15 protein-coding genes are annotated in these 20,119 nt (G+C 35.3%); 6 read left to right on the top strand and 9 right to left on the bottom strand.

Features of this window, described 5'->3' with window-relative positions:
- Both hutH and ACFINR_RS05005 read right to left on the bottom strand, forming a co-directional pair.
- Entirely contained in the window at nucleotides 1–1,539 is a 1,539-nt protein-coding gene (gene hutH, locus ACFINR_RS05010; protein ID WP_375629031.1) for a histidine ammonia-lyase, read from the bottom strand.
- Between the two features lie 1,307 nt (nucleotides 1,540–2,846).
- Nucleotides 2,847–3,617 carry a class I SAM-dependent methyltransferase gene (locus ACFINR_RS05005; RefSeq protein ID WP_375652835.1) on the bottom strand — a complete coding sequence of 257 codons (771 nt, stop codon included), beginning with the start codon at nucleotides 3,615–3,617 and terminating at the stop codon, nucleotides 2,847–2,849.
- A gap of 422 nt (nucleotides 3,618–4,039) precedes the next feature.
- On the opposite strand from ACFINR_RS05005, the gene ACFINR_RS05000 reads away from it, so the two are divergent.
- The 4 genes from ACFINR_RS05000 to parE all read left to right on the top strand — a co-directional run bounded on the left by ACFINR_RS05000 (nucleotide 4,040) and on the right by parE (nucleotide 8,550).
- A complete protein-coding gene (locus ACFINR_RS05000; RefSeq protein WP_375652832.1) occupies nucleotides 4,040–4,666 on the top strand; it encodes a LemA family protein in 627 nt (208 codons plus the stop codon).
- The gene (locus ACFINR_RS04995; RefSeq protein WP_375629027.1) at nucleotides 4,666–5,517 is read left to right on the top strand and encodes a TPM domain-containing protein; all 852 of its coding nucleotides are present in this window, start codon (nucleotides 4,666–4,668) and stop codon (nucleotides 5,515–5,517) included. The genes ACFINR_RS05000 and ACFINR_RS04995 overlap by 1 nt, the downstream gene beginning before the upstream one ends.
- 147 nt (nucleotides 5,518–5,664) lie before the next feature.
- Entirely contained in the window at nucleotides 5,665–6,402 is a 738-nt protein-coding gene (lipB, locus tag ACFINR_RS04990; RefSeq protein ID WP_375613128.1) for a lipoyl(octanoyl) transferase LipB, read from the top strand.
- Nucleotides 6,403–6,483: 81 nt separating this feature from the next.
- Complete coding sequence (parE, locus tag ACFINR_RS04985; protein ID WP_375613129.1) at nucleotides 6,484–8,550, top strand: DNA topoisomerase IV subunit B; 2,067 nt, start codon at nucleotides 6,484–6,486, stop codon at nucleotides 8,548–8,550.
- Nucleotides 8,551–8,567: 17 nt separating this feature from the next.
- Here the strand turns inward: parE and recJ are convergent, their stop codons facing one another.
- A complete protein-coding gene (gene recJ, locus ACFINR_RS04980) occupies nucleotides 8,568–10,352 on the bottom strand; it encodes a single-stranded-DNA-specific exonuclease RecJ (protein WP_375652825.1) in 1,785 nt (594 codons plus the stop codon).
- Nucleotides 10,353–10,648: 296 nt separating this feature from the next.
- Here recJ and rplM point away from each other — a divergent pair, with 296 nt between their 5' ends.
- Nucleotides 10,649–11,113, top strand: a complete 465-nt coding sequence (rplM, locus tag ACFINR_RS04975) for a 50S ribosomal protein L13 (protein WP_015856544.1) — start codon at nucleotides 10,649–10,651, stop codon at nucleotides 11,111–11,113.
- Between the two features lie 2 nt (nucleotides 11,114–11,115).
- Nucleotides 11,116–11,601: a 30S ribosomal protein S9 gene (gene rpsI, locus ACFINR_RS04970; RefSeq protein ID WP_015856545.1), complete on the top strand. Its 486-nt coding sequence runs from the start codon at nucleotides 11,116–11,118 to the stop codon at nucleotides 11,599–11,601.
- A gap of 311 nt (nucleotides 11,602–11,912) precedes the next feature.
- Here the strand turns inward: rpsI and ACFINR_RS04965 are convergent, their stop codons facing one another.
- From ACFINR_RS04965 to ACFINR_RS04940, 6 genes are all read right to left on the bottom strand, one after another.
- Nucleotides 11,913–12,278, bottom strand: coding sequence for a response regulator (locus tag ACFINR_RS04965; RefSeq protein ID WP_273724078.1), 366 nt, complete (start codon nucleotides 12,276–12,278; stop codon nucleotides 11,913–11,915).
- Nucleotides 12,279–12,823: 545 nt separating this feature from the next.
- Complete coding sequence (locus tag ACFINR_RS04960) at nucleotides 12,824–13,183, bottom strand: hypothetical protein (RefSeq protein WP_375613153.1); 360 nt, start codon at nucleotides 13,181–13,183, stop codon at nucleotides 12,824–12,826.
- A gap of 2,406 nt (nucleotides 13,184–15,589) precedes the next feature.
- Nucleotides 15,590–16,378 carry an ABC-2 family transporter protein gene (locus ACFINR_RS04955; RefSeq protein ID WP_375652820.1) on the bottom strand — a complete coding sequence of 263 codons (789 nt, stop codon included), beginning with the start codon at nucleotides 16,376–16,378 and terminating at the stop codon, nucleotides 15,590–15,592.
- On the bottom strand, nucleotides 16,362–17,186 hold the full coding sequence (locus ACFINR_RS04950; RefSeq protein WP_375652816.1) for an ABC-2 family transporter protein: 825 nt from the start codon (nucleotides 17,184–17,186) through the stop codon (nucleotides 16,362–16,364). Before ACFINR_RS04950 ends, ACFINR_RS04955 begins: the two co-directional genes overlap by 17 nt.
- Entirely contained in the window at nucleotides 17,161–18,180 is a 1,020-nt protein-coding gene (locus ACFINR_RS04945; protein WP_375652812.1) for an ATP-binding cassette domain-containing protein, read from the bottom strand. Before ACFINR_RS04945 ends, ACFINR_RS04950 begins: the two co-directional genes overlap by 26 nt.
- Nucleotides 18,181–18,975: 795 nt before the next feature.
- Nucleotides 18,976–19,959, bottom strand: a complete 984-nt coding sequence (locus tag ACFINR_RS04940; protein WP_375613134.1) for an RluA family pseudouridine synthase — start codon at nucleotides 19,957–19,959, stop codon at nucleotides 18,976–18,978.
- Nucleotides 19,960–20,119 lie beyond the last annotated feature (160 nt).

Below are 20,119 nucleotides of genomic sequence, written 5' to 3'. Positions count from 1 at the left end.
CTATTGAAAACTTAATGAAGGAAAAATTGTTTCTGGTAAAACAGATAATAAGTGCCCTTCACGCACAAGTATATGTGCTTGATGAAGATCTGGAGCCAGATATCGATCTTCCTTAAGAGAAGCAACATTTTTTCGTAGACATTCCATAACGGATTGCAAAAAAGTACTTGTTTTTAAAGGTGCACGATATTCAATTCCTTGTGCTGCAACAAGCGTTTCAATGCCAATAAGTGTAAAAAGATTTTCGCTCATTACCAATAACCGACGCGCTCCATGGCAAGCCATTGAAACATGATCTTCTTGATTGGCAGAAGTTGGGGTTGAATCAACGGAAGCAGGATGGGCCATTTGCTTATTTTCAGACATTAAAGCTGCCGCTGTTACTTCAGCAATCATAAAACCTGAATTAAGACCCGCATTATGCGCTAAAAAAGCTGGAAGTCCATAAGAAACTGCTGGATCAACCATAAGAGCAATACGCCGTTGAGAAATAGATCCTATTTCACATAAAGCAAGAGCAATCTGATCAGCAGCAAACGCTACAGGTTCAGCATGAAAATTCCCACCTGATACAACTTCACCATTCCTTAAAATCAATGGATTATCTGTAACAGCATTTGCTTCAATAATCAGTGTTTTTGCTGCTGCCAGCAAAATATCAAAACATGCCCCCATGACCTGTGGCTGGCAACGTATACAATAAGGATCTTGTACACGCTCATCCCCCCGTAAATGTGCTGCACGAATTTCTGAATCCTCTACAAGCTTTTCTAATGTTTTCGATACAGCAATCTGCCCATAATGTCCTCGTAAAATATGGATATCAGGATGAAATGGCGCCGTTGATCCCATGATAGCATCTGTCGTCAAAGCCCCTGCCAACAATCCACCACACAATGCCCGATAACCTCGAAAAAGACCAGCAAGTGCAAGGGCTGTTGATGTTTGAGTTCCATTAATAAGAGCTAGACCTTCCTTTGCCTCTAAAATAATAGGGGACAATCCCGCTTTCTCTAATGCAACCGCCCCACTCATACGAATATTTTGAAAAAATGCTTCTCCTTCTCCCATCATAACAGCCGCCATGTGAGCAAGTGGAGCTAGATCACCTGAAGCACCAACAGACCCTTTTTCAGGGATGACAGGAATGACGCCCTTTGCAAGCATATTTTCCAGCAAATTTACCAATTCTAGACGAACTCCTGAAGCCCCTCTTCCTAAAGAGATAAGCTTTAAGCTCATTATCAAACGCACAATATTTTCAGCTAAAGGCTCTCCTACCCCACAACAATGGGACAAAATAAGGTTTCTCTGTAAAACAGCGACATCGTCCGCATCAATTTTAATGGAAGCCAACTTCCCAAAACCAGTATTAATACCGTACACAGGCTCACTTCCAGCAGCAATTTCAGCAATGCGTTGAGCCCCTTTCTCGATAGCTAAATGCGTGTCATTATGAAGTTTACTCACTTCACCATTAAAATAAATAGCTGCAAGCTCACTAAGCGTCACCTCGCTCGGTTTCAGTATAATAGTCATAATTTACTTTCTTTTTTTATCAAAGTATAACGTTTAGCATTATTGATCCTTCTATAAAACAAAAAAAACTATAACGACTCTTTAAAGCGAGAATGCTTTCTTAAAGGTATTCCTTACAATGGAGTTATTATCCAAAAGTAGAATAGTTTACGATAAATGAAAATGAAATATTGACAAACACAACCAAGTCATGGATTTCAAAAATAGATAAAGCTTTAATTTATAATCATAATCTAGCATGATTCATATTGAATGAGAGAGCGGAATATCTTAAAACTCTCTCATTCCAAATCTGTGTATGTTGAATCAATCAAAACCATTCGCTTGCACGTCATAAGCGAAATTGGCGTATGGATAAACTGTACAAAAAAGGACTACTCCTCTTATGAGCCGTGTCAAGAGCTGTCGCAACATTGGGAGATGAAAGTGTGGATGGTGCAGGCTTATTCTTTTATGAAGCGTAAAGATGAAAAAATCAATGGATTTATTATCAAGCTATTCTTACTAAACTTATAAAAACCTTAAATAGATAGCTGTCACAATCTATCATGATTGCAAAAATCAAACTCTATAGAAAATTAAAAAACTTATTCAACACATCACAACAGAGAAGAAATTGAGCTTATTTGCGACTTCTAAAATTGTATTTAAAGCGCCAGATTAAACCTTGAAAAACACATCTTCAATAAAACCACACAAGACTCGCCCTAACTCGTTATTTAAAATAAAAATAAAAGAAGTTTTCTTATATCAAAAATTTTAATTAACATATTGTTTTTATATTATATCTTCAAAAAAGAGAAATGCTCCATATAACATATTTATATTTTACTTTTTTGTTATATTGAATCTGAATTTAGAGATAATTTCAAAATGAGTTGTTTTTTAAAGGTGCTTCCAAGCCATTACCTTTTTTACTACAAATTTCTGATTATGATAATTTTTTGTACTTTTTCAGTTGTTTTTGTCAAAATTTATTAAAAACACTCTCATTTAATAACAAAAAACAATCATAAAAACAAAGAATTATCAAATATTTCTATTCAATCTACCTCTTCTTATTTTATAAAATAATCTGTTGTTAAACTGCAGTAAAAAAAGCGCTTCGATACTATAATGCACTGCATAAATTTTCTATTTAAACTCTCTCATATCAAGTGAACAATGAAAATCAGATATAATAAGATGTCAATTTGAGTGCTGAAGAAAAAGCATCCCCCTCAAAATCTGCCTTAATAAGGCGTTAATTTCCTGAATACCGCCTACTCTGATGTGCTAAAAAAGCAAAAGCAATCATCGATATCGGATTATCCTGCATACATATAGAGCTCACTTCGATACAAAAGCTCCAAATTGCCTTGCACTTCATATTTCTTTATCAATGCGACTAATTGCCGCAAATATTCTTCCCCATAGCAAGCAATAGCGCGTTGCACTTGCGTTGAAGAGCGGCTCATTCCAATAAAAGCTTCAGATGGGATCATCATCGTCCAATTGTGCGTATGAAAAAAAATCTTTTCTGGATCTACCCCAAAGCCACCACTCATTTCCTGTAAAAAATCAAAATTACGATAATACCGAGAATAGTTCGGACTCATTTTCTCTAACAATGTCTCATAAGACTCTAGAAATTCGCTATGCCTGAAATCACGATTATTTTGAATAACCGCCATGACACCATTGACTCGAAGTTGATCTGACACAAGACAAAGCAACTTGGGACGATCCATCCACTGAAACGCTTGCGCTGCAATGACAAGATCAACCTCGCCAATTTGAGGCAATAGGTCTTCGGCACGGCCCTGATACCACTGCACCGTAGGAAATTTTTTTCGCCCCTGCTTAATCATATCTGCCGATACATCGATAGCATGATATTGGTGCTCATTTCCTAAAAATTTAACAATTCCCTCTAATGCGATGCCTGTCCCAGCACCCACATCCACAATGGACAAATGCTTTTTGTTCTTAAAAGGATGGAGCATGGTTTTAAATAAAGTAAGGGGATAGCGAGGACGATCATAATCATTAGCCAATCCATCAAACTTTTCACTTTGCCGCTGAACACTTTCTATCATAGGACTTTCACCCTCCTTCTCAATTACTACCATACATAATTAAAAAGCCTTTTTTATCCAATGTATTAAACATAACTTCTAAAGGAGGAAAATAAGAACTGCCCTGACCTTCTATCTTTCCATAAGATTAATACTTACATTTTTCTCTTTTCCAATTTTTATCTGCACGTTGCAAAACCCAAAACTCCTACGAAAATAATATAATTTTCTGTAATAATAATTGATATAAATATTATTGAACTTTTATAAGATGACATCTATATTACTATGATTATTTTAATATCAACAAGTCACTTAAGCGTACCTAAAACGCATAGAGATATCAATTTATTGATAAATACGCCTGTTTATAAAGTTCAAAATACTTTCCACCAATAAAATAAACCCTATATAATACATAAAATATCTGTGGAGACATCTTTATGTTAAATGTACAAACTTCTTCAATGTTTAAAATATTAAAAAAATTTCCAATCGTGATTTTTTTGGCATGGTTAGTGCCATTTTTAAGTGGGTGCGGATTTAATACGATACCAACAAATGAAGAAAAAGCACATGCAGCATGGAGTGAAGTGCTCAATCAATATCAACGTCGTACAGATCTCATCCCCAATCTTGTAGAAACAGTTAAAGCTTACGCAGCTCATGAACAAAGCGTTTTCACAAATGTAATTGAAGCACGTGCTAAAGCAACGCAAGTCAACATTAATGCAGATATGTTGAATAATCCAGAAGTTATGCAGCAATATCTCAAAAATCAAGCAAATTTATCAAGTGCACTTTCGCGACTTATGGCTGTTGTTGAAAACTATCCGGATCTTAAAGCAAACCAGAACTTTCTTGCTCTTCAATCACAATTAGAAGGAACAGAAAACCGTATTTCCGTTGCGCGCCGCGATTATATTGAAACAGTACGTGCCTACAATACTGCACTCAAAACAATGCCGACGATGATTTGGGCAAAATTATGGTTTCGTGATGCTAAACCTATGCCAACTTTTACCACCGATACTGATAGCCAACAAACACCAAAGGTTAATTTTAATTAATGAAATCATTTCGATACTCTTTGCAACGTATTGTATTTCCAAAATTATGGGCTTTTATCTGCTCTCTGTATTTAGTTGCTGCATTGGGAAGTATCGCTTGTTCGCAAATAAAATTTCCTCATTTAACAGGTTATGTTAATGATGTGGCTCATTTGCTCGATAATGCAACCAAGGAAGACTTGACAAAAAAACTGGCAGCACTCGAAGAGAAAACGGGAGATCAAATTGTTCTTGTAACACTCCCTACTCTTTCGGGCAACGATATAGAAACGTACAGCAATTCTCTTTTTCGTACATGGGGATTAGGCCAAAAGAAGATCAATAATGGTGTATTACTGGTCATTGCACCGAATGAACGCACAGCACGTATCGAAGTTGGATATGGTTTGGAAGGAGAGCTAACAGATGCTCTTTCCTCTGTCATTATTAATAGCTTCATGATTCCTAATTTTCGCGAAGGAAATTATCAAAAAGGAATTGCTGAAGCAGTTGATACAATTATCAAAGTTATTACAGAAAGTGATTCTGATTTTACTTTTCGCATCAAAGAAAAAGCTAAAATCGTTGAAGAACAACGTAAACAAGCTGAAAAAGAAGAAATGGTAATCAATGCAATTATGTTTCTCATTCTCTTTATAGTCGTTGGTTTGCCCATTCTTGCAATGATTTTTGGTAAAAAAGTGGGTCCACAAAAGTATCTCTGGCTGGGGATCATCTTCACACCTTGGTTTCTTAACTTAAGTGCCGGTGGCAGATATCCTGGTGGAAGGTTCGGTGGTCCTCGAGGTGGAGGGGGATTTAGGGGTGGTGGTGGATCATCAGGTGGTGGTGGTGCAACAGGAAGATGGTAAAAGGAACGTGGATTTTTAAGCGTAGCAAATCTTCTTAAGATAAAATTTTATGAACGTATTCTCTTTTATTCAACAATTCTATACCTTACTCTGTAATCACTTTTATTGATTACAATACAAACTCAAACATCAAGATAAATATTACCCATGACATGTGAATTGAAACATACAGATCGTAATCACTTATCACATCATTTTAATGCAATTCTAGAAAATCCACCCGTCGAATGGAAAATAAGCGATCATCTAGTTGAGTATCCTGAAGCTCTGCGTTATATGCAAGAACGTGTAGAAAAAATTCTTGCAAAAACTGCGCATGAACAAGTTTGGCTTCTCGAACACCCTTCCCTTTATACAGCGGGAACGAGTGCAAATAAAAAAGATCTTTTGGCGCCTAATTTATTCCCTGTTTATGAAGCAGGACGTGGAGGTGAATTTACATATCACGGTCCAGGACAGCGTATTGCTTATATCATGCTTGATCTTAAACGCCGGAAACAAGACATTCGTGCTTTCATTAGTGCATTAGAAGAATGGATCATACAGATGCTTGCCAACTTTAATATTAAAGGCGAACGCAGAGAAGATCGCGTTGGTGTCTGGGTTAAACAGTCTCATTGCCCATCAAAACAAAATGATCTTTCTTCCGAAGATAAAATTGCAGCTATTGGCATTCGAGTGCGCAAATGGATAAGTTTTCATGGAGTTTCTATCAATGTTAATCCTAATTTAGCCCATTATTCAGGAATTGTTCCTTGTGGAATTACAAACCACGGTGTAACAAGCTTTCTTGATCTAGGTTGCCCTGTAGCAATGCATGATATTGATATTGCTCTCAAACACGCTTTTGAAAAAATTTTTGGTCCAACAATCGATGTTTCCTAAGTGCATTGATTTTTAAATAAAAAACAGGCATAAAATTATTTTAATAAATATTTGATTTTATGAGGTGGATAGTTAAACGCTATGAGCGATAACAAAAAGGATCTTTTTAGTGTTTTAAATAAAGCCCAATCTCGGGTAAATACAAAAGAAAACACTCTGCAATCTCCAATGAAATCAAACGCGATGATTTCAAGAAAAAGTGCAAAAGATACGCAAGAAGATGACTATAATGCCCTCTCTATTCGAGTTCTTGAGGGTTTAGAGCCGGTACGTTTACGCCCTGGAATGTATATTGGTGGAACAGACAGTAAAGCGCTTCATCATTTATTTGCCGAAATTATTGATAACGCGATGGATGAAGCTGTTGCGGGTTATGCAGATTCTATTGAGGTCTCATTAGATAGGAACAGTTATATAACCGTTACAGATAATGGACGCGGTATTCCTGTTGAAAATCATCCTCAAATGCCTGAGAAATCGACTCTTGAAGTTATTATGACACAACTCCACTCAGGGGGAAAATTTGATGGAAAGGCTTATCAAACTGCAGGTGGACTTCATGGAGTAGGAATTTCTGTCGTCAATGCTCTTTCTGATGATATGGAAGTTGAAGTTGCACGAGAACGAAAACTTTACCGCCAACGTTTCTCACGCGGTATTCCTCAATCTGGATTGGAAGATCTGGGAGATGTTTATAATCGTCGTGGTACGCGCGTTCGTTTTCATCCTGATCATGAAATTTTTGGTGAAAAAGCAGCTTTTGATCCAGAAAAAATCTATAAGATGACATGCTCCAAAGCCTATCTTTTTGGTGGCGTAAAAATTCGCTGGTCTTGTGATCCCGTCATACTTGAAGGCGCAAAAAATATTCCTGAAAAAGCTGTTTTTCATTTTCCCGATGGGCTTAAAGACTATTTACTTTCGTCACTAAAAGATGAATATCGAGTAACGTCAGAAATTTTTTCTGGCAAAACACAACACAATAATGGCCATGGCTCCGTTGAGTGGGCTATCGCTTGGCATGGTGGTGATTCTTGTGTGCAATCTTATTGCAATACGATTCCTACAGGAGAAGGCGGAACACATGAAATAGGATTACGTCAAGCTCTTTTGCGTGGATTGAAATCCTACGCTGAGTTAATAGGAAACAAGCGCGCAACGATTATTACGTCTGACGATATTATGATTTCAACAGCCGCAATACTTTCAGTCTTTATCAGTAACCCTGAATTTGTTGGACAAACAAAAGATCGATTAGCAACCATTGAAGCACAGCGTATCGTTGAGAATGCAATCCGCGATCCTTTTGATCATTGGTTAGCAAATTCCCCACAAGAAGCAACAAAACTTCTCGATTGGGTTATTGAACGTGCTGAAGAACGTGTTAGACGACGCCAAGATAGAGAAATAAGTCGAAAAACTGCTGTCCGTAAATTACGTCTGCCCGGTAAACTTGCAGATTGTAGCCAGAACCATGCTTTGGGTGCTGAACTATTCATTGTTGAAGGGGATTCTGCAGGAGGATCTGCTAAACAAGCAAGAAATAGAGCAAACCAAGCAATTTTACCTCTTCGTGGTAAAATCTTAAATGTCGCCAGTGCTGCACATGAAAAAATGAACTCAAGCCAAACAATTAGCGATCTGATCCTTGCTCTTGGATGTGGAACACGCTCCAAGTATCGTGAAAAAGATCTCAGATATGAACGTATTATCATCATGACAGATGCTGATGTTGATGGTGCTCATATTGCGTCACTGCTCATTACCTTCTTCTTTCAAGAAATGCCTGACCTTATTCATCAGGGACATTTATATCTTGCCGTCCCTCCCCTTTATAGAATATCGCAAGGAGGAAAAGTTGCTTATGCTCGTGACGATATTCATAAGGATGAATTGCTCAAAACTGAATTTACTGGAAAAGCTAAAATCGAAATCGGGCGTTTTAAAGGGCTGGGTGAAATGCGCGCAGAACAACTTAAAGAAACGACTATGCATCCTCAAAAACGTACATTGCTTCGTGTTTCTATTGATGCCGTGGAAATGCAAGAAACGAAAAAGACTGTAGAAAGTCTCATGGGAACAAAACCAGAAGCACGATTTCGTTTCATACAAGAAAATTCTACTTTTGCTTCTAATCTAGACATCTAATGTAAAAAATATCCCTTTCAAACCACTGCAGCTGCGTCAATCACGCGCAGTTGCGGATTGATCGTTCCATTCCAATAATTCAAACTAAGATGACCAGCTAAATGAATCATTTCACCAATATTTTCAAAAAGAAAATCACCTAGCGATGTCCCTACAGCACGAAAAGCTATTCCTTGTAGTTTTTTTCCTTCAACATTAGATACAATGAGGCGAAGATGTCCTTTACCAACTTCAGATAGATTCACCAGTCTATGAGAGGGAAGAACAAAAACAGGTGTTGCATTCCCTGCCCCAAATGGCCCTGCTTTTTCAAGCAATTCAAACAGCGCTTCATTAACACCAGAAGCAGAAAGAGAACCATCTATACTAAGAGATTTTTTTGCACGCAACTGTGAAACCATTAAAGAAACTTTTTCTTCTAGCCATTTTCGAAAAATTTCAATTTTTGTTGATTGAATTGTAATTCCTGCTGCCATACTATGCCCCCCTCCTTTTTCTAATAAATTGAGTGTAACAGCTTCACGAACGATTGCTCCTAAATCTATACCATTAATTGAGCGTCCCGACCCTACGCCATTTCCATCTTCTTTCAAAGCAATAGCAAAAACAGGACAAAAAAAACGCTCTTTGAGGCGGGAAGCAAGAATACCAATAATCCCCGGATGCCATTCTTTATGAGAAATGACAAGTGACAATGGTGTTTCTTGACCTTGATAAAGAGAAGCAATATAGGATTCCGCTTGTGCCAATTGAATATTCTCCATTTCTTGGCGTTCTTGATTAAGCCGATCTAATTGTTCTGCTATTCTGTCCGCTTCATCTTTATTCTCACAGCTAAGCAAACGTGCTCCCAAAGCTTGATCACCAATGCGCCCTCCTGCATTAATTCTAGGACCTAATAAAAAACCTAAATGAAAACTATTAAGCGGCTCCCCTATTCGTGCAACCTTTGTTAAAGCTGTTATTCCTAGATTATGCATAGAACGAGCAACTTGAAGCCCTTTTAACACAAAAGCACGGTTAACCCCCTGTAATGGAACGACATCACATATGGTTGCCAATGCAACAAGATCAAGCATACTTAAAAGATCAGGCAGCGGTCCTTGGAATTGTTTTTTCCGCAGCAAATGATGAACCCAAGCTAACGTAACAAAAACAACGCCAGCTGCACATAAATGCCCCTGTTTAGAAAAATCATCAGGACGATTAGGATTGACAAGAGCAACAGCTTCTTGATGAATCTCTGACATTTGATGATGATCTAAAATCACAACATCAGCACCAGCAAGCCTCGCTGCTTTTACGGCATCAGGACTGTTTGCGCCACAATCAACAGTGATAATTAACCGAGCGCCTTCTTGCACAAGCATTCTCATTGCTTGTTCATTCGGACCATAGCCTTCAACAATACGATCAGGAATATAAATTTTGACTTCAATACCAAAATAACGAAAAAAACGTGCTATGAGTGCCGATGAACAAGCACCATCAACATCATAATCACCAAACACAGCAACCTGTTCTTGATTGAGAAGAGCCTTAACAATGCGCTCTGCAGCGCATTGCATATCCCTAAAACTTTCTGGATCAGGCATAAGCGTACGCAATGTTGGATTAATAAAAGCAACAGCCTCAGCTTCATCCACATCTCTTGCTGAAAGTACTCGAGCTAACTGATCTGGAAAGCCAAATTTTTGAGAAATAGCGCGCGCGTTATTTATCCCTTGAATATCAAGGGCATCTAACCAAGCTTGACCACAAGCAGAAGATTCAACATTGAGAAAATAACGAGACCACTGCATTATTTCTTATTTTATAATGAAGAACGATAAAATACAATCATGCGTTAAAGATAAAATAGTCTTTTGCAACATTCATTTTAAGTTTAAATGGTCTACAAACTTCTTTTAATGGGGTATTATAATACCTTTCTTGTAACATGTTGTTTTATAAAGTTTTTATTTTCTCTTGACGTCAATCAAAAGACATTATATCAGAGCAAGTAGTATGCGTTAAATATTTCGCTATGGTAACAATTTTCAACGCAAAACAGTAAAAATTCCCTTATATTAAAAGGGTTCTAATAAAGGATACTTCTATGGCAACTTTTTCACAAAAGCCAACTGAAGTGGTGAAAAAATGGGTTATTATTGACGCAGAAAACCTTGTTTTGGGTCGTCTTGCCACATTTGTTGCTAACCGCTTACGTGGCAAACATAAAGCTACATTTACCCCACATGTTGATGATGGTGACAACGTTATTGTCATTAATGCAGATAAAATAGCTCTCACTGGCAAAAAATATACGGATAAAAAATATTATTGGCATACCGGCTATATTGGTGGAATCAAACAACGTACAGCACGTCAACTTCTTGAGGGGCGTTTTCCCGAACGCGTTATTGAAAAAGCAGTAGAGCGCATGATTCCTCGAGGGCCCCTTGGTCGCCGTCAATTGAAGAATCTACGTGTTTACGCTGGAAGCCAACATCCACATGAAGCACAACAGCCTGAATCTCTTGACGTTGGTGCTTTAAACCGCAAAAACAAAAGGATTGCTTGATTATGGCTGAAATTAATTCTCTTTCTGAGCTTAGCATAGTAACAAGTATTACAGAAACACATGAAAATGTTGTTCCTGTTCACGTGCAGAAGCTTGATTCACAAGGACGTGCTTACGCAACAGGAAAGCGTAAAGACGCTGTTGCGCGTGTATGGATTAAACCAGGTTCTGGAAAAATCACGATCAACAATAAGGAATTTGACAAATATTTTGCTCGTCCTGTTCTTAGAATGATTCTTCGTCAACCAATTGTTGCAACAAATAGGGATACCCAGTTTGATATTATTGCAACCGTTGCAGGCGGTGGTCTTTCTGGACAAGCCGGTGCAGTGCGCCATGGCATTTCCAAAGCTTTAACCTATTACGAACCAGAACTTCGCTCAATCTTGAAAAAAGGTGGGTTTCTTACCCGTGATAGTCGTGTTGTTGAACGTAAAAAATACGGTAAAGCAAAAGCACGTCGTTCTTTCCAATTCTCAAAGCGTTAATTTCAATTTTTGCAATGCATAAAGCCTCGGACAAAAACGGGGCTTTTTTAAACTGCTAAAACAGACTTTTAGATGAATGTAGGAACAAATCTATACCGATTAGAAAAAACAAGAATGCAAAACAACCTCTTCTCTTAAGATAAAAGGCAAGAAAAATAGACCGAAAAAATTCAAAACTTCAGTTTCAATTTTTTAAATCTGTTTTACTAACTTGTAATATATCGACGTGCTAAAGCACAAAAATATTTACGCGACAACTTTAGCAATCTTATAAGCTTTTCAATATTTTTTCTATCATCACTTAACAAGCTTTAGTCCAAGAAATGCTTTACCATTGTAATAAAATGAGGGACAGAAATAGGCTTTGACATATATTCTTCACATCCACTGGCACGAATTCGCTCCTCATCGCCTTTCATAGCAAAAGCTGTTACAGCAACAACGGGGATTGATCGAAGTTCTTCATCTTCTTTTAATTGTTTAATAACATCTATTCCAGAGACCTCTGGCAACTGGATATCCACAAGGATAAGAGATGGCATTGATGAACGCGCCAAATCTAATGCCATAAGACCATTACGTGTTTCAACGGTTTCATAACCACTCGCTTCTACAAGATCGCGAAATAACTTCATATTAAGCTCATTATCTTCCACGATCATGACTTTTTTTGACATTCGTATAACTCCACCCTTCTCAGATAAAATAGAGAAATAGAAATGAATCCACATTCTCTTTGCTTAAGATAAAATGATAAAATGAATTGTAAACCACAAAGAGATTAAAAGATTCCAATAAAAGCATTTTTGCAAATATTTGTAAGACGCATCGCTATACTTATTCAGTTCATCAACATAAAACCCACAAATAGTCGTAAGATTGTGTGACCTTGTATTTTTTGAGTTGATATACAAAGTTTATGGATATCTCAATTAATGCATTCGCGTTTTCATCATAAAAAAAATATCAACCACAAACTTAGCTCAAATGCGCATTTTGAAGAGAAAAAAATTTAAGTAAATTTAAAAAGCAACTGATTAGCTGAATTTAATGCACCATATACTGGCATCCACAAAACAATATCTTAATGATATAAAAGGATAAACTTATCAAGGTCATTAAGATTAAAAAAAATAAATAAACCGTGATTAAATATCACGGTTTATTTAATATAAAACATTCAATAACAGCATAATTCAAAGTTTATCAAGGATAATATCTTTTAATTCAAAGCCCATGAACTATGAGCAAAAGCATCGAATGTTCTTCCACCTGTCTCTCTGTTAGGACTCGGTGGCTTTCTAGTAAAGAAATATACAAGATATGCGATGAGACCAAAAATCGCTGTCTCCAACCCCATTAAACCCGCAACTTTTTGGACATTTTTCTCAGCCCCTTGTCCTCCAAACTGGCTAATAATCATATCAACAGCTTTAATAACTCTATTTTCCTGTGTCATTACGGAAATAAAACCAGCATTTTGAAATCTGCCATTTAAAGAATCAGCATTGGCTCTTAAAATCTGTGAAAAGAAAATCGCTACTGCAACAAAACATACTATACAATGCTTGAATATTTTCATCATAACCACCTAATTACAATATTTAGTAAAATAAATTTTCTTTACCGCCCCCTCTAAATAGAAAACATTCCGTTATCTATCGATAAAGTATATTTATCTTCTGACAATAAAAATATAATACAAAATTTAATTAATAATTTTATTTTAATTGTTATTTTTATATTATATTACACTTACAATATATCCGTTACATGTTTATTTAATAATTGTCAATTATTTTATTTGTACTTTACATTATGTAGTTTAATGATAAAAATATATTAAAATAAAATTATTTTATTGTTTTTATTATAAATTTAGCTTTATTATCATAAATATTATTATGATTTTATAATATATAAAAATATCAATATGTTGTTTTTTAGTTACACATAATGTTTTTATTTTTTTTGTATAATATAGTAAAATAAATATTTTTATAAAATAATTTTTCCTTAGGATAGATTGAGAAAAAATATTTGCCCCAGCTACAATTAGCGTAAGCACCAGCTTAACTCTTTGATTGAAAAAGCTAAATTAGGTAAGATAAGGGATAACTTTGGTGAATGCGCCAAATCTAATGCCATAAGCTATTACACATTTCAACGATTTCACAGCCATGCGTTTCTACAAGAACGTGGAATAATTTTAATAAAGTTCATTGTCTTCCACAATTATAAATTTCTAACATTAATATAATTCCACGACTTTAAGATAAAATAGAGAAATAAAAATGAATACACCTTCTTTCTAACCAAGATAAAATGATTAAAAATATAAATCATAAAAAATTTAATAATGTCCAATAAAAGCATTTTTGCAAATATTTGTAAGACGCATCGCTATACTTATTCAGTTTATCAAAATGATAATCTAGAATAGCCGTAAAATGATGTGATCGTATATTTTTTGAGTTAATACGAAAAATTTATGGATATTCAAATCAGCTCATGCCCCTTTTCATCTTAGAAAAGATATCAATCACGAAAATTAACATAGATATATATTTTGGAAAAAAATTTAAATAACGTTGATATGGATAGATTATTTGCTAGCAAACAATCTTCTCTATTAAATCAGAGTGTTCACTACTGTGATATTGTAATCTCAATCACGACAACACTTCAATAACAGACTAAAATATAGATTCACTATAAGCTTAAAATAAAAATTTTGGAATTGATCATACATACAATGAATGAACCGTAAAATACAAAAGTAATCATAACACTAGAAAATGAAAAAGCTTATCACTCTTGTTCACTATTCCTTCCTCTCTCATTTTTTCTGTGTTATTTTTAAAGTCTTGTAAAAGATATGAATTACATGCAAAAAAAATTAGCCCTTTGTAATCTCTACGCCATCAATCACATTAGTTTTATTAATGATAAGCAATAACATTTGTATAGCTCTAAGCTTAGAGAGCAAAACCAGATTAAAGTATCATTTTTATTTATTGTAAAGAGGATGTAAAACTCCATTTTTCTCTTATCATTGTTAAGAAAAATTGAAAAATGAGCTTATTAATATTAAAAAAATAGAAAATAATTTTTTAAAAAATAATATCTTATTTAATTACTTTTTAAAATAATATAAATATATTATGTTTATATTGTATATATTTAATTAAATAATAATATTTATAATAACACTAAAATATTACATAATAATTATCTTTATATTAAATAAAATCATAACATAAAATAAGAAATTCACAATAAAATTAGGTATAATTCCATTAGTTAACAAGTACAACAAAGAAATATATTTAATTATGTTATTGAACTCAGTTGCGTTACCATCGTTTTTGCCTGCTTGGATTGGTGAATCCTTTTATTTCCAAGCAATTATTAACTGAATTTTGACTGCTCAGCATGCTGAAAAATCTCTATGTGATTGTTGTCTTGATAATTGCTATTATGTTGTTTGGCGAAGCTCTTAGCTTTCTATCGGGCAACTTAAAAGCTTTATTCTGTCAATTTTCTTATTGTTTAAGCAAAAACTCATCCACGTAATAATATATTGAATGTACCAACAAAATCCGCACGAATAACCACATTTTGCACATATAAAAATTACCCATCTTTGACAATTTTTTAGCACTATAAACGCAACAAAAATAAATTTTGCTCGGATGAGAAAGCACTACTAATATTGTACACCATCTTACCATTGGCTTGTGTCATCAAGCAGCCATCTAAACTCAAACTAATCTAAAACCAAGAAATTTAATTCTCTGATTTTTATTGTAAATTCTTTGCTCATAGCTATAGAAATACAACCGATTTTATGCATGAATATGTCTAATAAAAAATCCTCATGTGTAAATTTTACATGCCTTATACCGCCAGCATAAATAACGATATTTTACAGTACGATAGAATTTTCACTCAATTTTTTATTTTTATAATCATGCTGACTTTCATCTCATCCCCCTAATCCATTAAATTTACGCATTGTTTTCTTATAACTTATGAAAGTCATGACCATGGAAAGAAAAGCGCTCAACAGAAGATATCCAATATTCCATTCGCCTTTACCAAGCAACAATGACACAGGCAAGGAAGCAGAAAAAGCCATAGGAAGCATAAACAAAAGCCATTTTACGATGCTTAAAGGATAAATTCCTATTGGTACAAATGAAAGCTCGTAAATCATTTCATGAAAATATTCGACAGGCATCTTACGGCTAATAATAAATGTTACAAAATTAAACATCATGAAAAAACAAATATTGACGATAAAAACACAAAATATTGCAACAATAAAAGAGATCCATCTTAGCTTAAGATCGGATATATTCGGTAATGATACAAATAAATAGGCACTAACATAAAGAACAAAGAGCTTGATCAGATTAAGAGGTTTACACCAACCAAATAACATCAACAACCAGATTGAAACGGGCTTTATCAAGTATGGTTCAATTTTACCATCCGCTACTTTTTCAAAAAACGTTTCAATAGAATTAGTAAAAATATTCAAAAATATTCCAAGTAAAACAAAGACAACAAAGATAAAATGGATTTCATCTCTGCTATAGTTACCGATCTTTCCTGAAAAAGAAGATATTCTATCAATAAATACGAATTGAATAAAATAATAGCATAGAGAAAGAATAAACTCCCCAGCCAAATTCTTACCATAAACAATCTGTCGGCGAATATTCAGACTGATAAAATGAAGGATTATTTTCATCTCAACCACCCGCTCCATTATATGCTTTCATCCCTTTATTCCAAGCAATATGAATTAAGCATAAAAAACACAAAATATAAGTAAAACTTCCGAAAATAAACTGCTGAAACAACGCTAAATTTTGCGTCGCAAAAAACTCGGCAGGAGCTGATATCATGAAACGATAAGGATTAAATTGCATAAGTGGAATAAGCCACACCGGCCAAAAAGATGGTGGTAAAAGAACACCCCCTAGAAGCGTTGAACTGAGAATACTGAAAGAGAGTAATATATTGTACTCAATCACCCAAAAGCTTAATAAGGCAATTCCAAAAGAGAGTAAAAAACAAAGCAATTGTGATAGAATAACAACCAGAAAAAAGAACAGAAAAGCGATGACCAATCCCAGAATATTTTCATAGGATAAAACAAGCTTAACAATAAAAAGAGCCAATAATGGGATGCTATATAATACACTCTCCCCTAAAAAAGTAAAAAGCATTTGTGTCATATAACTAAAGGGCTTTGTAAGATATACTTCTAATTGGCCTTCTTTAACATGATGAGAGAAAAACTTAATCACATTATAACCATTATTTAAGCGACCTAGGACTAAAGCAAAAGCATAATAATACATCATATCATAAAAGCTAAAGCCATTTATGGTGTTGCCCGTATCAGAGAAAAGTGCATTCCATAATAGAAGTTGAATAACAAATGGCGAAAGTGTCCCAATGATAATATCGGTAAAAAACATTGCTCTATCACTTAGAACAGTGAGTAATCCATTCTTGGCAAAAAGAAACATACCAAAGCAGTGGTTAGATAAATTCTTTAAATTTAACACGGAGCATCTCTTCAAGCGAGGGAGTGGATACAGAGAACGTACAGTTCAATTTGGTTGTAATTTCGCGTACAAAACGCGCAAAATCCTCACGGGGCAGCGAAACCTCCAGCGAGCATTCTTCAGCGTTAAAGTGCTTATCTTTTAAAGAAGTAGATAATTTCAACGCAATCTCATCAATTTTTTCTACAACAGCTGAAGGTACAGCCATGTGTTCACAAAAAAACGTCATTCTCACCAAAGAAGGAATGACATTTTTAAGCGCATGAAGATTACCATGAAACTGTTTCTTTCCTTTATGCAAAAGAATAATATCATCGACGTATCCATCAATATCTCCCATATCATGACTTGTGATGATATATCCAGTGCCACGCTCCTTTTTCAGTTTTTTAAGAAGCTCCCTGATTTCATGCTTAGATGTAATATCAAGACCAATACTTGGCTCATCGAGAAACAACAGTTTAGGTCTAAAGGAGAGATTAAATGCCAATTCACTTTTCACTCTCTCACCCAGACTAAGCATCCGCACTGGCTTATCCATAATATGCTCAAGGCCCAGTAACTCAGCGATCTCTTTAAGATCACGGGTAAAAGAGGCGCGTTCAAGACCATATAATGGTTGAACCATATCCAGACTGTAGCGTAAGGGCAAATCCCACCATAAACAATTCTTATGACCAAAGACCACACCCAAAGACTTGAACAGATTTTTCTTCGCTTTATAAGGATCAACACCAAGGACTTTAACACATCCCTCATCAGCGTATTGTATACCAGAAAGTATTTTAATCAGTGTCGATTTACCCGCTCCGTTAGGGCCAAGAATTGCTAACGATTGCCCTGAAAAGAGGGTGAAACTCATGTCTTTTAACACATGATGATTTGTATAAACCGGCTTGAAGAGAGAAAAGACCTTGTTTTTAAAACCAATTCCTCTGTCAATGTTGCGATATATTTTTGAGACGTTATTAACGTCAATCAATAATGATCCCATCAGTCACTCCTCATTTCAACTTATCCCCCCTTTGAATGTTTCCATAATAAATATCTGTTTTTGTTCACTAGAAAAAACAAAAGTGTTCAAGCCCTCCTTAGAGCAATAAAACGCGCCTGACGTTTTATCTCCAATTTTTTGTCTAGATATTTTTTCAATGTGATGAGTTCACTTCAATGAAGCATTAAGATACTAAAAACTTATTTCTTCTTTTATGAAAGATAATCTTTTGGATAAACTAAGTAAGTAGAAAAATAATTGGTCATTGAAAGGAGAGCTTTGCTAAGAAGGCTTCATTGTGTAAGCAAAGATACAAAGCATAAGTCTATACTATAAGCATATCAAACCACATTGATAACAAAACAAAAATCCTTGACAACAGGAATTTTTTGAGAGGCTACTTTCCCTCAGCATTACTATAAAATGCCTCCATTATTCCCCATGAAAAAACTAAAATTGCTTTCACTATTTTAGTAAATATCTTTCAGATTTTATCTAACTCATCTCCCTCAACAGACACGCCTCCCCAATATATGACCTCTGTAGATAATTCAAAGGAGCAGCTTCATAAACTCAGATTATTAAACGATACATCATATCCAAAATAACAATACAATCAATATGGATAAAGAGCTGTAGAAAGAAAGCCATGATATTCGAAAATTTCATCACTCAAAAACACAATTTTCTCATAGCGATCGACTTATCAAAAACTTTCTTCAAATGATGCCCTATTCATCTTATCAAATTTATAGATAAAATTTGTATCAATCAAAAAGAACAAATGAAGTTTGTTTAGTCGGTTTCAGCATCACTCTCATTAAAAGATAAAAGATTAAAACTTTGGACCATATGAGGTGGTAAAGGTGCAACAATGTCCAATATTCCTCCTGAAGGATGCGGAATACGAATACGACGTGCATGAAGATGAAGACGATTTTGAATTCCTCCTGGTAATGTCCAATTACTATCAGAAAAAAAATACTTTGTATCGCCAATGATAGGATGATCCATATGGGCTGCATGCACACGAAGCTGATGTGTTCTCCCTGTATAGGGTTCCATTTCAAGCCACGAAAGAGCCCGCCCTCGCGTATCTAAAACGCGATAGTAAGAAACCGCATGATATGAATCTGGTTCCCCATGTTCACAAACACGCATTTTGTCACCTTGTGCTGTCATTTCCTTAACCATCCACGTTGAAATTTTGTCCTGCTTTTTTTTAGGCACGCCCCGAACCAACGCCCAATAAGTCTTTTTTGTTTCTCGCGCTCTAAAAGCAGCAGTTAAGGACTGAGCAGCTCCCCTTGATCGCGCAACAATAAGCACACCCGACGTCTCACGATCAAGACGATGAACCAAACGCGGCTTTTCACCTTTTTTATTGCGCCATACCTCAAGCATACTATCCATATGACGTGTTAAACCAGAGCCTCCTTGTACAGCCAATCCAGCTGGTTTATTAAAAACAAATACCTTTGGATCTTCATAAAGCAGCATTTTTTTCAAAACGGTCCCATCATCCTGCCCACGAAGTGTTTTATCCGTTATTGAAAGACTCTCCTTGTCATTAATAGGGAGAGGTGGAATACGAACAGCTTGCCCTATACAAAGACGCGTATCAGCTTTAACACGTCCACTATCAACCCGTATCTGACCAGAACGCAACAATTTTTGCAAAGCTCCAAAACCAAGTCCTGGATAATGCACTTTAAACCAGCGATCTAAGCGCATTCCATTTTCATCTGCCTCAACTTTTTTTATTTCTATGCCTGCCATGAAAATTCCCTTACCTGATAATTTTATTGATCTATTTTTGCGCCTTTATAAACACAAAAATTCATATTTTAGTTGGTTTTATCACACCATATTACAGTTAGTATCCAAAATTTCCTTTTCTTAACGTCCAAATTTTATTAGCTAAAAACTAAGCGTTGTA

This window comes from Bartonella sp. AP19HLJMH (assembly GCF_042196245.1).
GTDB lineage: Bacteria > Pseudomonadota > Alphaproteobacteria > Rhizobiales > Rhizobiaceae > Bartonella.
Note: the sequence above shows the minus strand (reverse complement) of the source record. Positions and strands in the feature narration are given on the sequence as shown.

Coding starts and splice junctions, on each gene's coding strand:
- hutH (WP_375629031.1), bottom strand. CDS start 1,539: ATGACTATTATACTGAAACCGAGCGAGGTGACGCTTAGTGAGCTTGCA.
- ACFINR_RS05005 (WP_375652835.1), bottom strand. CDS start 3,617: ATGATAGAAAGTGTTCAGCGGCAAAGTGAAAAGTTTGATGGATTGGCT.
- ACFINR_RS05000 (WP_375652832.1), top strand. CDS start 4,040: ATGTTAAATGTACAAACTTCTTCAATGTTTAAAATATTAAAAAAATTT.
- ACFINR_RS04995 (WP_375629027.1), top strand. CDS start 4,666: ATGAAATCATTTCGATACTCTTTGCAACGTATTGTATTTCCAAAATTA.
- lipB (WP_375613128.1), top strand. CDS start 5,665: ATGACATGTGAATTGAAACATACAGATCGTAATCACTTATCACATCAT.
- parE (WP_375613129.1), top strand. CDS start 6,484: ATGAGCGATAACAAAAAGGATCTTTTTAGTGTTTTAAATAAAGCCCAA.
- recJ (WP_375652825.1), bottom strand. CDS start 10,352: ATGCAGTGGTCTCGTTATTTTCTCAATGTTGAATCTTCTGCTTGTGGT.
- rplM (WP_015856544.1), top strand. CDS start 10,649: ATGGCAACTTTTTCACAAAAGCCAACTGAAGTGGTGAAAAAATGGGTT.
- rpsI (WP_015856545.1), top strand. CDS start 11,116: ATGGCTGAAATTAATTCTCTTTCTGAGCTTAGCATAGTAACAAGTATT.
- ACFINR_RS04965 (WP_273724078.1), bottom strand. CDS start 12,278: ATGTCAAAAAAAGTCATGATCGTGGAAGATAATGAGCTTAATATGAAG.
- ACFINR_RS04960 (WP_375613153.1), bottom strand. CDS start 13,183: ATGAAAATATTCAAGCATTGTATAGTATGTTTTGTTGCAGTAGCGATT.
- ACFINR_RS04955 (WP_375652820.1), bottom strand. CDS start 16,378: ATGGAGCGGGTGGTTGAGATGAAAATAATCCTTCATTTTATCAGTCTG.
- ACFINR_RS04945 (WP_375652812.1), bottom strand. CDS start 18,180: ATGGGATCATTATTGATTGACGTTAATAACGTCTCAAAAATATATCGC.
- ACFINR_RS04940 (WP_375613134.1), bottom strand. CDS start 19,959: ATGGCAGGCATAGAAATAAAAAAAGTTGAGGCAGATGAAAATGGAATG.